The following is a 14,681-nucleotide window of genomic DNA, read 5'->3' as shown; positions in this document are numbered from 1 at the left end:
GCTCATGCCGGCAGGGCGAAAAAGACGTGGCGGTTGGCCCGCGTCAGGTATTGCTTAACGGAACTACTCGATACGCCCAGGCGTTCGGCGATGTCGGCATAGCTGAGGCCTTCGAGTTGCGCCAGCAAGAAAGCCTGGCGCACGGGCGGCGGCAAGCCATCGAGCGCCGCATCGATTTCCTGCAGCGCTTCGAGCGCCAGCAAACGCGCTTCCGGCGGGGGCGCCACCTCGGGCGGCAAACACGCCAGCGCGGCCAGGTACGCTTCTTCGAGCACTTGCCGGCGATAGCGGTGCGCCACCAGGCGGCGCGCGATGGTTGCCAGGAAAGGGCGCGCTTCGCGTATCTGCGGTGCATGCCCCGCCGTCAAGACACTGATAAAGGTGTCTTGCGCGAGATCAGACGCTTCGAAGGCATTGCCCAGCTTATGCCGCAGCCAGCCCTGCAGCCAGCCGAAATGGCTACGGTAGAGCGCGTGCAGTTCCTGGTGCTGGGTAATTTCGGCGGCCGGCATGGCATCCCTTTCAACGCAGGCGCTGTTCGGCCTATGCGCCCAATGTAAATAAGAATTATTCTCATTTTAACCTTGTCGTAGCTTTCATGCAATCGTGATATTGCCAACCAGACCAAGCCGCGTAAAAAGAGACAGCTGGCGGGCCGGCGCTGGCCAGGGCCGCCACAGCAGCGCGATGGGGTAAAATGGCGGCCATCGTCCGGCTAGCGCCGTCTCATCTTCAGCTTTCCATTGCAGGTTCATCATGCTAGATAATCTTACCCAGCGGCTTGCCAAAGTCGTCAAGACCATGCGCGGCGAGGCGCGCCTGACCGAATCGAACACCGCCGAGATGCTGCGCGAAGTGCGCCTGGCATTGCTCGAGGCCGACGTCGCCCTGCCCGCCGTGCGCGAATTCATCGCCAAAGTCAAAGAAAAAGCCTTGGGCGAGGATGTCATTTCCTCGCTCACGCCTGGCCAGGCCCTGGTGGGCGTGGTGCAGCGCGAGCTGGCCGCCATCATGGGCGCCGACCTGGGCCCGGAAGCGTCGCAGATCAGCTTTGCGCAGCAGCCGCCCGCCATCATCCTGATGGCCGGTCTGCAGGGTGTGGGTAAAACCACCACCGTCGGCAAGCTGGCGAAATACCTGAAAGAAGAAAAGAAGAAGAAAGTGCTGACCGTCTCGGCCGACGTGTATCGTCCTGCCGCTATTGCCCAGCTGCAATCGGTGACTGCTCAGGTTGGCGCCGACTTCTTCCCGTCCACCAGCGACGACAAGCCGGTCGATATCGCCCTGGCCGCGCTGGACTGGGCCAAAAAGCATTACCACGATGTGCTGATTATCGATACGGCAGGCCGTCTGGGTATCGATGAAGAGATGATGCGTGAAATCGCCGCCATCCACGGCGCCGTGAAACCGATCGAAACCCTGTTCGTGGTCGACGCCATGCTGGGCCAGGACGCCATCAACACGGCCAAGGCCTTTAATGATGCGCTGCCGCTGACCGGTATCGTATTGACCAAGCTGGACGGTGATGCGCGCGGCGGTGCGGCCCTGTCGGTGCGCCATATCACGGGCAAGCCGATCAAGTTTGCCGGTGTCTCGGAAAAACTCGATGGCCTGGAAGCATTCGATCCTACCCGCATGGCCAACCGTATTCTGGGCATGGGCGACATCCTGGCGCTGGTGGAAGAAGCGCGCAAGGGCGTCGACAGCAAGGCGGCAGCCGACCTGGCGCAAAAAATCAAGGTCGGCGGCAAGTTCGACATGAATGACTTCAAGGCGCAACTGGGCCAGATGAAGAAAATGGGCGGCATGGCCAATCTGATGGACAAGCTGCCGGCCCAGTTCCAGCAGGCGGCAGGCGGCAAGAACATGGATCAGGCCGACAAGCAAGTGCGCCGCATGTGCGGCATCATCGATTCGATGACGCCGCAGGAACGCGCCAAGCCTGAACTGATCAAGGCCACCCGCAAACGCCGCATCGCTGCCGGCGCTGGCGTGCAGGTGCAGGAAGTGAACCGCATGCTGACGCAATTCGAGCAAATGCAGACGATGATGAAGAAATTGTCGGGCGGCGGCATGATGAAGATGATGCGCAGCATGAAAGGCATGATGCCAGGTATGAGATAAAGCTTCAAAATCTACTGCGCGGGGCGCTTTGCGGCCGGCGATGCTCAGCGCACATGCGTGCGCTTGCGCTTCTCGGCCACAAATCATCCCCGCTCGCTACGATTTTGAAAGCTTTCCATACGCCGCGTATCCAAGTTCTGAAGGTCAAAAACATCGCTCCAAAGTAATGCCGTACTGCACTTTCGTGTGTTCGGCATAACGACTCCCCCGCTTTTCTCCCCCCTCCCCGCATAGCCAGCAACCATGCCATTTCCGGGCAAAAACGGTCTTCCGGGCTTCCAAGCGGTGCGCCCGGGAGACAGGCGCGTCTTTTCGTTACTTTTTCCTCGTGAAAACGTGAAAAACACTTGCATACTGTCTAAATCCACACCAATATTAGCCGTGCGATCAATTGCGCAATTTCCCATGTGTTTGTTAAGGAGGCTCGAAGATGGCAACAGCCAAAAAAACCCCAGTAGCAGCGCCAGCCAAAGCAGCAGCAGCCAAGCCTGCCGCAGTGAAGAAAGCAGCACCCGCAGCCAAAGCAGCAGCTAAACCAGCAGCGGCAAAGAAAGCGGCAGCACCGGCAACACCACGCAAACCAAACGCAGCATTCATGAAAGCCATGACGCCATCGAAAGATCTGGCGGCCGTCGTTGGCGCAGCACCGCTGCCGCGCACTGAAGTGACCAAAAAGGTATGGGATTACATTAAAAAACACGATCTGCAAGATCCGGCCAACCGCCGCATGATCAATGCGGACGACAAGCTCAAAGCCGTTTTCAGCGGCAAAGCCCAGGTCTCCATGTTTGAAATGACGAAACTCATCTCCGATCATTTGAAATAATAAGAACGACGCAGGGCTAGCAAGCCATGTGAGTGCCCCGCCGCTAAAAAGCGAGCGGGGCATTTTTTTGGGGTCCGACCCTCCGGGTCGTACCCCGGCAGTTGCCGTAGGGTTATTCACCCGGCAGGCTTGAATTCCCACTGCTGCCACGCGGCCCGCACCGCATTCGGATACTCGGGCCGGCCACGGCTGCCGTTGTAGCGGCCAAGCGCCAAGTACACATCGCCTTTTTCCATATCCAGGTACATGCGCAGGATGGAACAGCCATAGCGCAGGTTCGTCTGCATGTGGAACAGCTTGCTGCGATCGTTATCGCCGATGACGCCTGTCCAGAATGGCATCACCTGCATATAGCCGCGCGCACCCGCCAGCGAGACGGCATATTTTCGATAGGCTGACTCCACCTGTATCAGGCCCAGCACCAGGGCCGGCTCCAGGCCTGCACGGCGCGATTCATACCAGACGGTTTCCAGAAATTCCGTGCGCAGCTGGGTATCGGGCAGCTTGCGCTGCAGGCGCTGCGACATCTGCGCCAGCCATTGCTGGTAGCGCTGCAGTTCCGTGTTTGAAGTAAATCGGGCTTGCGGCCGACGTCCATCCAGGATGGCTTGCGACAGGGCCAGGCGTACGGAATCGGCCAGCGCCTCTTCCTTCTGGTTGCCAGCCTGCGCAAAGGGAGCGCAGGCCAGGCAGGCGGCCAGCGCGAGGGCGCCAGCCGTTTTATTTACTTGCATGCGCTTCACTGCGCCATTTTGCCCTGGATGAAGGCGACGATCTCGTCTGGCGCCACGCCAGTCGCTTCCGTGTCGCGGCGGCCCTGGTATTCCAGCTTGCCTTCTTTCAGACCGCGCTCGCCGATAACGACGCGGTGTGGCACGCCGATCAGTTCCCAGTCAGCAAACATGGCGCCAGGACGCAAGCCACGGTCGTCGACGATAACATCGACGCCAGCGCCTTGCAGGGCCGCGTACAGCTTCTCCGTCTCTTCCTTGACCAGTTCGCTACGGTCCATGCCCATCGGGCACAGCACCACTTCAAAGGGCGCGATCGAGGCTGGCCAGACGATGCCCTTGTCATCGAAATTCTGTTCGATGGCGGCGCCCAGGATGCGCGTGATGCCGATGCCGTAGCAACCCATCTGCAATGGCGCCGGTTTGCCGTTTTCATCGAGGAAGGTGGCTTTCATGCTTTCCGAGTACGCCGTACCCAGCTGGAACACGTGGCCCACTTCGATACCGCGCTCGATGGCCAGCACACCCTTGCCGTCTGGCGAGGCGTCGCCAGCGACCACATTGCGCAAGTCGGCCACGATGGCAGGCTCGGCCACGTCGCGGCCCCAGTTGGCGCCCGTGTAGTGGAAACCGCCTTCATTCGCGCCGCAAACAAAGTCGTTCATGTGAGCAACTGTACGGTCCGCCACGATGGTGACCGGTGCTTTCGTGCCGATCGGGCCCAGGTAGCCAGGGATGGAACCGTAGACTTCCAGGATTTCTGCTTCCGTCGAGAAACGGTGACCGGCCAGGCCGGCAACCTTGCCTACCTTGATCTCGTTCAATTCATGGTCGCCGCGCAACAACAGCATGAAATACTGTTTAGCCACTTTGCCGTCTTTTTCCGTTTCCACCGTCAGGGCGATGGTTTTTACGGTTTGCTTCAGGTCCAGGCCCAGCAGGGCGGCCACGGTGTCGCACTTGACGGTGTCCGGCGTGGCCGTTTTCGTCAATGCCTGGGTAGCAGCTGGACGCTCGCCTGCCAGCGGCAACGCTTCAGCCGCTTCCATATTGGCGGCGTAGTCGGAAGTTGGGCAATACACGAGTGCATCTTCGCCGGTGTTGGCGATGACGTGGAATTCATGCGAACCGGAACCGCCGATGGCGCCGTTGTCAGCCGCCACGGCGCGGAATTTCAAGCCGAAGCGCGTGAAGATGCGCGTGTAGGCGTCGAACATGACTTTATACGATGCTTGCAGGCCGGCCAGGTCGCGGTCGAAGGAGTAAGCGTCCTTCATGGTGAATTCGCGGCCGCGCATCAGGCCGAAGCGCGGACGGCGCTCGTCGCGGAACTTGGTCTGGATGTGATAAAAGTTCAGCGGCAACTGGCGGTAGGATTTGATTTCCGTGCGCACGACGTCGGTGATGACTTCTTCCGAGGTCGGCTGGATCGCATATTCGCGGCCGTGGCGGTCTTTTACGCGCATCAGCTCGTCACCCATCTTGGTCCAGCGGCCAGTCTCTTGCCACAGTTCAGCAGGTTGCACGAGCGGCATCAGCAGTTCGATACCGGCGGCCTTGTTCATCTCGTCACGCACGATGGCTTCCACCTTGCGGATCACGCGCAAGCCCATCGGCATGTAGGTGTAGATGCCGGAACCGAGGCGTTTGATCATGCCTGCACGCATCATTAATTGGTGGCTGACGATTTCTGCGTCAGAAGGTGCATCTTTAAGTGTGGAAATAAAAAAACGGGAGGCGCGCATAACGGTGAATTCTTTTTAAAAAGAGAGGGTTATAATCAACCTAATTTTAAAGGATTAGCTGGCTGATGCGTCCATACTTTACACAAATGCGCTCAATTGGTGCGAATCCGGCGCTTTTCGCCCTCCGAAAAGGCAGCCGGCTTGCGGAGTTGTGGGCAATTATGTAAAAAAAGACGCTCTGTCGCAGAAAGTTTGAGGTGCATTATGCTCGACCGTGAAGGGTTTCGGCCCAACGTCGGCATCATCCTGCTAAACGCCCAGAACGAGGTGTGGTGGGGCAAGCGGGTGCGCGAGCACTCATGGCAGTTTCCACAAGGCGGTATCAAATATGGCGAAACACCGGAACAAGCCATGTTTCGCGAACTTGAAGAGGAAATCGGACTCAGACAGGAACACGTCAAAATTGTCGGCCGCACCCGCGACTGGCTGCGCTATGAAGTGCCAGATCACTTCATCAAACGCGAAATTCGCGGCCATTACCGTGGCCAGAAGCAGATTTGGTTTCTGCTGAGAATGTGCGCACGCGATAACGACGTCAATCTGCGCCTGACCGACCATCCCGAGTTCGACGCCTGGCGCTGGCATGAATATTGGGTCCCGCTCGATGTCGTGATTGAATTTAAACGCGATGTATATCAGCGCGCCTTGCAGGAGCTGTCACGCTTCCTGACCTGGCCCGCGCATGGCAACGGGCAGCAACGCCATACCTCGCGCTACTTGCGCCAGCCGCATGCGCCGCGTGCAGCGGAACAGAGCTGCACAGCTACCAGCGCCGAAGGTTGCACGCCGGAACTGATACTGCCAGGCAAGGAGTAAATCCAGACCGTCATGATTGCAGTCCACCATGCAAAAGGGGCAGCCTTGACAGGCTGCCCCTTTTTTCATGCCGGCAACTCATCTTGCCGCCGGCTGCATCAGGACAGGGATGGCTCGCCATCCCCACTCCTGACGCTTATTTTGCCGCCACTGCCACTGGTGCAGGCACAGATGCCGAAGCCGAGACGCCAGCCGCTGCTGCAGCCGGTGTACCAGATACGTCCAGCGTGAACGCTTTCAAGCCCAGCACGCCGCTGCTGTATTGACGGATACGGTTGGCCAGTGCAGGGTCGCTGTTCAGCTTTTGACCATACGATGGGACCATTTCCAGCATCTTCGCTTGCCATTCCGGGGTGGCCAGACGGTCTTTAAACGCTTTTTGCAGCACTTTGATCATGATCGGTGGCGCGGTCGATGCACCTGGCGAGGCGCCCAGCAGTGCGACGATGCTGCCATCGCCTGCACCGACAACTTCGGTGCCGAACTGCAGCAAGCCACCTTTGACAGGATCATCCTTGACGATCTGTACGCGTTGACCAGCGTTTTGCAGGGTCCAGTCTTCCATTTTCGCGTTCGGCAGGTATTCGCGCAGCGCCTTCAAACGGTCTTCAGGCGTATTCATCACTTGCTGGACCAGGTATTTGGTCAGTGGAATATTGTCGTAGCCAGCTTGCAGCATAGGACGCACATTGCCGGTGCCGATCGAGGCTGGCAGGTCGATCCACGAACCGTTTTTCAGGAACTTGGTCGAGAAGGTAGCGAATGGGCCAAACAGCAGAGCGCGCTTGCCATCGATGATACGGGTGTCCAGATGCGGCACCGACATCGGTGGCGAACCTACCGAAGCTTTGCCGTAGACCTTGGCGTAATGCTGGTTGATCAGCTCAGGATTGGTGGTCACCAGCCATTGGCCGCCGACCGGTACGCCGCCGTAGCCTTTGGCTTCAGGAATGCCGGTTTTTTCCAGCAGTGGCAATGCACCGCCGCCTGCGCCGACGAAGACGAACTTGGCGCGCACGTTCTGTTCCTTGCCGTCAACCAGGTTTTTCACTTTCACGTTCCATACGCCATCGGCGCCACGCTTGATGTCTTCCACCTGGTTGCGCAGGTGCAATTCCATACCGTGTTTTTCGGTCAGGTTTTTCACCAGGCTGCGGGTCAGCGCGCCATAGTTGACGTCGGTACCGATTTCCATGCGGGTGGCGGCAACCTTCTGGTTCTTGTCGCGGCCATTCATGACAAGCGGCGCCCATTGCTGGATCTGCGAGTAATCTTCGCTGTACAGCATGCCCTTGAACAGATTTTCTTTTTGCAGGGCAGCGTAGCGCTTGCGCAGGAAGTTGATATTGTCGTCGCCCCACACAAAGCTCATGTGCGGTACGTTGTTGATGAAGCTGCGTGGATCGCCCAGATTTTTATGCGCCACTTCATAGGCCCAGAATTGCTTGGAAATCTCGAATTGCTCGTTGATGTCAACGGCCTTCTTGGTTTCCACGTGGCCATCGGCCGCTTCTGGCGTGTAGTTCAGTTCCATGAACGCGGAGTGACCGGTGCCGGCGTTGTTCATCGCGTCCGAGCTTTCGGCCGCAACCGAATCGAGGCGCTCATACATGGCCATGGTCAGCGATGGATCCAGTTCCTTGAGCATGCTGCCCAGGGTGGCGCTCATGGTGCCCGCGCCTATCAGTACCACATCGACCGGTTTTTCCGACGACGCAGGTGGCGTCTTGTCACATGCCGCCAGGATCAGGCACGACATCAAAAGTAAAAGCGATTTACGCATACGTAACTCCGTTATTGAATACAGCAGAAGGTTGTTCTTGCACGCCACCACGACAGCAACATCAGCAGATAAAGCAAACAGTCCGCCATCCAGTGCGCCAGGGCGGCCGGACAGGCGGATGTTGAGATAATGAGCATGCATGCTGCCATGCTCCCGGATGATTCAAGAGCAAATCTGGTGGCAAGGGTGCGGACAATACAAACCACGGCGCGGCCTCTGCACAGCCCGCCGGGCGGCAAAAACTGGCAACAAAATCGCGGTCAAGTCCATAGCAAATGTCAAGGACAGGAATTTTATCACCGTTAATTGACGTTGCTCGTTCGAAAGGATAGTGGATAATACTTACTGCTTGGTATTAAATTAAATTAAGCAAAAGATTAAAAAAAGACCATAAATGCGCTGTAGCAGCGGGAAATCGAGCAATAATCAGTAGGTCATCACAGTACGCGGTACAATGCTGCTTGCTTCCATTTACGTACTAATACGATGTTTAATCCATCCTCCGATGATGTGCGCCGTTTCTTTTGCGATACCCTGCGCAAGCACCGCGCGCATGAAATTCTCAGCCCCATGGAAGCGATTGCGCTCGACTGGATCCTGGAACACCCCGAATATGAAAATGAGTTGAGCGACGTCGAAGCGGCGCTGGCCCGCGATTATTCCGTGGAAGGGGGGCAAGCCAATCCCTTTTTACACCTGTCCATGCATCTGTCGATCACGGAACAAATACAAGTGGACCAGCCGCGCGGCATCCGCCAGGCCGTGCAGCAACTGATGCAGCGCCTCGATTCCATGCACGCGGCCCAGCATGAAGTGATGGAATGCCTGGGCCAGATGATCTGGGCCTCGCAGCGCTCGGGCTTGCCGCCGGATACGGATGCGTATATCGAAAGCGTGCGGCGCCGCTGATCAGGTAGTATCATCTTGCCAAGGAACTCATCAACTGAAGGATACCTTGGCCCATCACACCATTCTTGTATTAGGCGGTTACGGTTTTTTCGGCGCGCGCATTTGCACGGCGCTGGCCGCCAACAAGAATGTCCATCTGCTGGTGGCGGGGCGCGATCCTGGCAAGGCCAGGGCATTGACGGCGCAATTGGGCCTGCCGCCGCAACAAGCGCTGGCGCTCGACGGGCATGCCCCGGACCTGGCGCAGCGCCTGGCCGCACTGAAAATAGACACACTGATCCATACCGCAGGCCCATTCCAGGGCCAGGATTATCGCGTCGCGTGCGCAGCGATAGACGCTGGCGCCAACTATATCGACCTGGCGGACGGCCGTGATTTTGTCGCCGGCATTGCCAGCCTCAATGACCGGGCGCTTCAGCGCGGCGTCTTCGTCACCAGTGGCGCCAGTTCGCTGCCGGCCCTGTCGTCGGCGGTGGTCGACCGCTACCTGCCGCGCTTTCGCCAGCTCTCATCGATCCGCCACGGCATCGCCTCCGGCGCCCGCGCGCCGGGCATTGCCACCATGGCCGGCATCTTTTCGTATTGCGGCAAGCCCTTCCAGCGCCGCGTCGCCGGCCGCCAGGAAACCACGCACGGCTGGCTCGACCTGCAACGCCACCGTTTTGCCCCGCCAATTGGCGCGCGCTTGCTGGGCAGTTGCGACGTGCCCGACCTGGCGCTATTCCCGCAACGCTATCCTGGCCTGGAGACCGTCACGTTTCACGCCGGTTTTGCCAGCGCCCCCGGTCACCTGTTCGTCTGGGCCGCGGCGCAGCTGGTGCGGCTGGGCCTGTTGCGCAGCCTGGTGCCGCTGGTCAGGCCGCTGCACGCGATCAGCCAGTGGCTGGAACCGCTGGTGAGCGACAAGGGCGCCATGTTCGTGACGATGGACGGCGTGGGGTTCGATGGCCTGCCATTGAGTTTGACATGGCAGTTGCTGGCAGCGCAAAACCACGGCCCGCATATCCCCTGCGGCGCGGCGATCGCACTGGCAAACAAACTGGCCGCCGGCACCGGCCGTGGTGCACCATTGCCGCACGGTGCGACGCCCTGCGTCGGCCTGCTCACGGTGGAAGACTACCTGGCCGCGCTGCAAGGCCATGACGTGACCGAGGTGCCGGCATGAGCTGGTACCTGTTCGTCAAATGGCTGCACATCCTCAGCGCCACGATCCTGTTCGGCACCGGCATCGGCATCGCTTTCTTCAAGTGGATCACCGACCGCGGCGGCGAGGTGCGCGCGATTCGCCTGTCGGCCGAAAAGACCGTGCTGGCCGACTGGCTGTTCACGACGCCGGCCGTCATTATCCAGCCGCTATCCGGACTGGCGCTGGCGCACCTGGCAGGCTATCCGATACTGTCCGGCTGGGTGCTGGTCTCGATACTGCTGTATGCGCTGGCAGGCGCCTGCTGGCTGCCGGTGCTGTGGCTGCAGATCCGCATGCGCAGCCTGGCCCGCCTGGCCGACGACACGGCGACTGCGCTGCCGAGCCTGTACTGGGCTTATGCGCGCTGCTGGTTCTGGCTGGGCGTGCCGGCATTTGTCGCGCTGATGCTGGTCTACTGGCTGATGGTGGCCAAGCCTTCGTTATGAAGCCGGCGAACCTGCACCGGCTATACTGGGCCATGCGTCTCGGCATGGCCTTCCTCTGGCTATGGACTGCATTTGTCTCCTGGTACCTGTACCCGCAGGCCGAGTCGCTCGCCTGGCTGCGCCGCAGCGGTCTCACGTCCCATACAGAGCAGGTGTTTGCCGCCGCATGCCTGGCCGACCTGGCCATGGGCATCGCCTCACTGGCCCATGCCCGGCCATGGCTGTGGTCGCTGCAGTGCGCGCTGGTGGCCGGCTACTCGCTGGTGATCGCCGTCTTCCTGCCGGAATTCCTGCTCCACCCTTTCGGGCCGCTCACGAAAAACATCACACTGATCGCAGGCCTGGTGTTTCTGGCGCTGTATGAACAAAGCCGCGACCAGCGCAGCTTTTGGAGATAGCTTGATAACAATCAGCGGTGCGTCACCAAGGTGCCGGGCAAGCTGTGGAAGTAGGCGGCCAGGTCCTTGATATCCTGGTTGGTCAGCGGCTTGACCTGCCCCGTCATGACGGCATTGTTGCGGCCATACCCCTTGTCGCCGCGCTTGTAGCCGGTCAGTGCATGTTCCAGGTAATCGCGGTGCTGGCCAGCCAGCTTGGGATACGTCGCTTCGGTCGGCGAATTGTAATCCTTGCCGTGGCAGCTGGCGCAGGCGTATTTTTCCGCCAGCGCCTTGCCCGCATTGATGTTGCCGGCAGCGCTGGCGCCCAGCGAAAAGACAGCGCAAACCAGGGCGGCGAGTAGTTTTTTCATCTGGCTAGTCCTCAGTTCGACTTGGCTTGTTGCGAATAATAGGCGGCGACGTCGGCAATATCCTGGTCCGACAGGCTGGTGGCAATCCCCTTCATGCTGGGATGTTTGCGATCGCCTTTTTTATACGCCTGCAGCGCGCTCTCGATATATTTCGCCGATTGGCCACCGATCATCGGCACCTGGAAGACTTCGGGAAAGGTGGCCTTGTAACCGGGAATACCGTGACAACCGATACACATTTCCACCTTGGCTGTCCCGGCCTTGGCGTTTCCTACAATGTCAGCCGCTGTGACGGCATTTGCTATGCCGGCAAGCACGAGAAGTGCAAATATTTTTTTCATAGTGGCAAAGTGAACAAAGATAATCGGAGAAACGCCAGAGCTGGTTTTTTATTCCTAAATGTTGACAAATAAGCTGTTAATTGCCGATTCTAACCAAGATGTTCTTGCAAGTCCACCTACAAAAACACGCTGTGTGCATGCTGGCACAGAGCGCTTGCGTGGCAGGCCGGCACAGTTCTGTTTATACTCGGTTTTTACCATTCATCTTCTCACTCAGGCAGATCGCTCATGCAAGCACCGCACACCCAGCCAGGCCCGCGCTTCGAAGGCTCCGAACAGTATGTCGCCACCGCCGACCTGAAACTGGCCGTGAATGCAGCGTTGACCCTGCAGCGGCCCTTGCTGATCAAGGGCGAGCCGGGCACCGGCAAGACCATGCTGGCCGAGGAAGTGGCGGCCGCGCTGAACATGCCGCTGATGCAATGGCATATCAAGTCGACCACCAAGGCCCAGCAAGGGCTGTACGAATACGACGCCGTTTCGCGCCTGCGCGATTCGCAGCTGGGCGACGAGCGCGTGCGCGAGATCCAGAACTACATCGTCAAGGGCGTGCTGTGGCAAGCCTTCACGGCGCCCGAGCCGGTAGTGCTGCTGATCGATGAAATCGACAAGGCCGACATCGAATTCCCGAACGACTTGCTGCGTGAACTCGACCGCATGGAATTCTATGTCTATGAAACGCGCGAAATGGTCACGGCGCGCCACCGCCCGCTGGTCATCATCACTTCCAACAATGAGAAGGAATTACCGGACGCCTTTTTGCGCCGCTGCTTCTTCCATTACATCAAATTCCCCGACAAGGACACAATGGAGCAGATCGTCGCCGTCCATTATCCGCAGCTGAAACAGGAATTGCTGGCGCAGGCGCTGCAAACCTTTTATGCCGTGCGCGACGTGCCGGGCCTGAAGAAAAAACCGTCGACCTCGGAATTCCTGGACTGGCTCAAGCTGCTGCTGGCCGAAGATATTCCTGCCGAAGCCCTGCGCAGCCAGGATGCAAAAACCATCGTACCGCCCCTGCATGGCGCGCTGCTGAAAAATGAACAGGATGTGCACCTGTTCGAACGCCTGATGTTCATGTCGCGCACCAACCGTTAAGGGCTGCCGATGAACGAGATCACGCCCGTCACGCTGGAGCTGAACGGCATCCGCCTGGAACCGCTGGCGCCCCACCATGCAGCCGGCCTGCGCGCCGCCGCCATGGATGGCGAACTGTGGAAGCTGCGCGTGACCTCCGTGCCCGAACCGGACCAGGTCGACCAGTACATCTTCAAGGGCATAGAAATGCGCCCCACGCGCTTCGCCTTCGCCGTCATCGATATGGACAGCGGCGAGGTGATCGGCACTACCAGCTACCACGATGTGGTGCCGACCATCGGCCGCCTGGAAATCGGCTACACCTGGTATGCCGGGCGCTGCCAGCGCAGCCACGTCAACACCACGGCCAAGCTGCTGTTGCTGACGCATGCCTTCGAGACTCTGGACTGTGCGCTGGTGGGTTTTCGCACCGATAATTTCAACCACGCTTCGCAAGCGGCCATCGAGCGCCTGGGCGCGAAAAAAGATGGCGTGCTGCGCCACCATGCGCTGCGCCGCGATGGCACCGTGCGCGATACGGTCATGTACAGCATTACGCGCGGCGAATGGCCGGAAATCGCCGCCCACTTGCGCTACAAGCTGGCACAGCGCCCCATCGCCGCGCTGCCCCGCGCAGTACAGGAAGCGCCATGCTGATCGATTTTTTCTTCACGCTCAAGGACGCGAAAATACCCGTCTCGATCAAGGAATTCCTGACTTTATTGGAGGCGCTGCAAAAGAATGTCATCAAGGCTTCGATGGATGATTTTTATTATTTGTCGCGCCTGACCCTGGTCAAGGATGAAGCCCATTTCGACAAGTTCGACCGCGCCTTCGCGCAGTATTTCAAGGGTGTCAATGCGGCCTTTGAATCGAATGCGGCGATCCCGCTGGACTGGCTGCTCAAGCGCATGCAGCGCGAACTGACCGACGAGCAAAAAGCGCAGCTGGAAAAATTCGGCTACGATAAATTGATGGACCGCCTGAACGAACTGCTGAAGGAGCAGAAGGAGCGCCACGAAGGCGGCAGCAAGTGGATAGGCACGGGCGGCACTTCGCCGTTCGGCAATGGCGGCACCAATCCGGAAGGCATACGCATCGGCGGCAAGGGCGGCAACCGCACGGCCGTCAAAGTATGGGAAGCGCGCAGCTATCAGGATTACGACGGCGAACGCGAACTGGGCACGCGCAACCTGAAAGTGGCGCTGCGCCGCCTGCGCAAGTTCGCGCGCGAGGGCGCGCAAGACGAACTGGCGCTGGACGCTACCATCGCCGCCACGGCCAATAACGCGGGTTATCTCGACATCAGGATGCGCCCGGAACGCAAGAACCGCATCAAGGTGCTGATGCTGTTCGACGTGGGCGGCAGCATGGATGACCATATCGAGCGCACCGAAGAACTGTTCTCGGCGGCGAAGACGGAATTCAAGAACATGGAATTTTTTTACTTCCATAACTGCGTCTACGACACCCTGTGGAAAAACAACCGGCGCCGTCAATCCGAGCGTTTTTCCACCTGGGACGTGCTGCGCAAATACCCGCCCGACACCAAGCTGATCTTTGTCGGCGACGCCACCATGAGCCCCTATGAAATCCTGCAGCCGGGCGGCTCGGTCGAGTACAACAACGAGGAAGCGGGCACGGTCTGGCTGTCGCGTTTCACGACGGCTTTCCCGAAATTCATCTGGCTTAATCCCGAGCAGGAAGGCTTGTGGCAATACCGCCAATCGATAGGGGTGATGCGGCAATTGATGAACAACCGCATGTTCCCCTTGTCCGTCGATGGGCTGGAACGGGGCATGCGCCTGCTCAGTAAATAAAAGGACGCAACAAAGAATCCATGGCGGCATGGCGCCGCCATGCCGTACACTGCGGTACTGATTAACTCTGCGGATCTACTCCGCTGCGGGCAGCATGCCCGCCCTTGCTGCATCTTGTGCACGGCC

Annotated in this window: 17 protein-coding genes; 10 read left to right on the top strand and 7 right to left on the bottom strand. The window is 59.1% G+C overall.

Annotated features, from left to right (window positions below):
• Positions 1 to 2: 2 nt before the first annotated feature.
• A complete protein-coding gene (locus HDE72_RS10155; protein ID WP_183739876.1) occupies positions 3 to 512 on the bottom strand; it encodes a sigma-70 family RNA polymerase sigma factor in 510 nt (169 codons plus the stop codon).
• An 84-nt stretch (positions 513 to 596) separates the two neighbouring features.
• The gene (locus HDE72_RS10150; RefSeq protein ID WP_183739874.1) at positions 597 to 758 is read right to left on the bottom strand and encodes a hypothetical protein; all 162 of its coding nucleotides are present in this window, start codon (positions 756 to 758) and stop codon (positions 597 to 599) included.
• Here HDE72_RS10150 and ffh point away from each other — a divergent pair.
• Positions 757 to 2,124: a signal recognition particle protein gene (gene ffh, locus HDE72_RS10145; RefSeq protein WP_183739871.1), complete on the top strand. Its 1,368-nt coding sequence runs from the start codon at positions 757 to 759 to the stop codon at positions 2,122 to 2,124. The genes HDE72_RS10150 and ffh overlap by 2 nt on opposite strands.
• A 430-nt stretch (positions 2,125 to 2,554) precedes the next feature.
• Positions 2,555 to 2,950 (top strand): SWIB/MDM2 domain-containing protein, encoded by a 396-nt coding sequence (locus tag HDE72_RS10140; RefSeq protein WP_183739869.1) that lies wholly within the window; start codon positions 2,555 to 2,557, stop codon positions 2,948 to 2,950.
• A 116-nt stretch (positions 2,951 to 3,066) separates the two neighbouring features.
• Here the strand turns inward: HDE72_RS10140 and HDE72_RS10135 are convergent, their stop codons facing one another.
• Entirely contained in the window at positions 3,067 to 3,684 is a 618-nt protein-coding gene (locus tag HDE72_RS10135; protein WP_183739866.1) for a lytic transglycosylase domain-containing protein, read from the bottom strand.
• 5 nt (positions 3,685 to 3,689) lie between these two features.
• On the bottom strand, positions 3,690 to 5,426 hold the full coding sequence (locus tag HDE72_RS10130) for a proline--tRNA ligase (protein WP_183739863.1): 1,737 nt from the start codon (positions 5,424 to 5,426) through the stop codon (positions 3,690 to 3,692).
• A gap of 204 nt (positions 5,427 to 5,630) precedes the next feature.
• Here HDE72_RS10130 and HDE72_RS10125 point away from each other — a divergent pair, with 204 nt between their 5' ends.
• Complete coding sequence (locus tag HDE72_RS10125; RefSeq protein WP_183739860.1) at positions 5,631 to 6,242, top strand: RNA pyrophosphohydrolase; 612 nt, start codon at positions 5,631 to 5,633, stop codon at positions 6,240 to 6,242.
• Positions 6,243 to 6,378: 136 nt separating this feature from the next.
• On the opposite strand, the gene mqo is transcribed toward HDE72_RS10125, so the two are convergent.
• Positions 6,379 to 8,025 (bottom strand): malate dehydrogenase (quinone), encoded by a 1,647-nt coding sequence (gene mqo / locus HDE72_RS10120; protein WP_183739857.1) that lies wholly within the window; start codon positions 8,023 to 8,025, stop codon positions 6,379 to 6,381.
• Between the two features lie 486 nt (positions 8,026 to 8,511).
• Between mqo and HDE72_RS10115 the strand changes: the two genes are divergently transcribed.
• Genes HDE72_RS10115 through HDE72_RS10100 form a run of 4 tightly spaced genes read left to right on the top strand, consistent with a single transcriptional unit; the run spans position 8,512 to position 10,964 of the window.
• Complete coding sequence (locus HDE72_RS10115; protein WP_183739854.1) at positions 8,512 to 8,934, top strand: DUF1841 family protein; 423 nt, start codon at positions 8,512 to 8,514, stop codon at positions 8,932 to 8,934.
• A 46-nt stretch (positions 8,935 to 8,980) separates the two neighbouring features.
• The gene (locus HDE72_RS10110) at positions 8,981 to 10,099 is read left to right on the top strand and encodes a saccharopine dehydrogenase family protein (protein WP_221291223.1); all 1,119 of its coding nucleotides are present in this window, start codon (positions 8,981 to 8,983) and stop codon (positions 10,097 to 10,099) included.
• A complete protein-coding gene (locus HDE72_RS10105; protein WP_183739848.1) occupies positions 10,096 to 10,566 on the top strand; it encodes a DUF2269 family protein in 471 nt (156 codons plus the stop codon). Before HDE72_RS10110 ends, HDE72_RS10105 begins: the two co-directional genes overlap by 4 nt.
• Positions 10,563 to 10,964, top strand: a complete 402-nt coding sequence (locus HDE72_RS10100; protein WP_183739845.1) for a DoxX-like family protein — start codon at positions 10,563 to 10,565, stop codon at positions 10,962 to 10,964. Before HDE72_RS10105 ends, HDE72_RS10100 begins: the two co-directional genes overlap by 4 nt.
• Before the next feature lie 11 nt (positions 10,965 to 10,975).
• Here the strand turns inward: HDE72_RS10100 and HDE72_RS10095 are convergent, their stop codons facing one another.
• Positions 10,976 to 11,317: a c-type cytochrome gene (locus tag HDE72_RS10095; RefSeq protein ID WP_183739842.1), complete on the bottom strand. Its 342-nt coding sequence runs from the start codon at positions 11,315 to 11,317 to the stop codon at positions 10,976 to 10,978.
• Positions 11,318 to 11,328: 11 nt separating this feature from the next.
• Positions 11,329 to 11,658, bottom strand: a complete 330-nt coding sequence (locus HDE72_RS10090; RefSeq protein ID WP_183739839.1) for a c-type cytochrome — start codon at positions 11,656 to 11,658, stop codon at positions 11,329 to 11,331.
• Positions 11,659 to 11,886: 228 nt separating this feature from the next.
• Here HDE72_RS10090 and HDE72_RS10085 point away from each other — a divergent pair, with 228 nt between their 5' ends.
• The 3 genes from HDE72_RS10085 to HDE72_RS10075 are packed head-to-tail and all read left to right on the top strand — an operon-like array spanning position 11,887 to position 14,555.
• Positions 11,887 to 12,756: an AAA family ATPase gene (locus HDE72_RS10085; protein WP_183739836.1), complete on the top strand. Its 870-nt coding sequence runs from the start codon at positions 11,887 to 11,889 to the stop codon at positions 12,754 to 12,756.
• Between the two features lie 9 nt (positions 12,757 to 12,765).
• On the top strand, positions 12,766 to 13,392 hold the full coding sequence (locus HDE72_RS10080) for a GNAT family N-acetyltransferase (RefSeq protein ID WP_183739833.1): 627 nt from the start codon (positions 12,766 to 12,768) through the stop codon (positions 13,390 to 13,392).
• Positions 13,386 to 14,555 (top strand): vWA domain-containing protein, encoded by a 1,170-nt coding sequence (locus tag HDE72_RS10075; RefSeq protein ID WP_183739830.1) that lies wholly within the window; start codon positions 13,386 to 13,388, stop codon positions 14,553 to 14,555. The genes HDE72_RS10080 and HDE72_RS10075 overlap by 7 nt, the downstream gene beginning before the upstream one ends.
• Positions 14,556 to 14,681: the final 126 nt, after the last annotated feature.

Source organism: Janthinobacterium saanense (assembly GCF_014200675.1).
In the GTDB taxonomy this organism is placed as follows: Bacteria; Pseudomonadota; Gammaproteobacteria; order Burkholderiales; family Burkholderiaceae_D; genus Janthinobacterium.
This window is presented reverse-complemented; position numbering and strand designations above follow the sequence as displayed.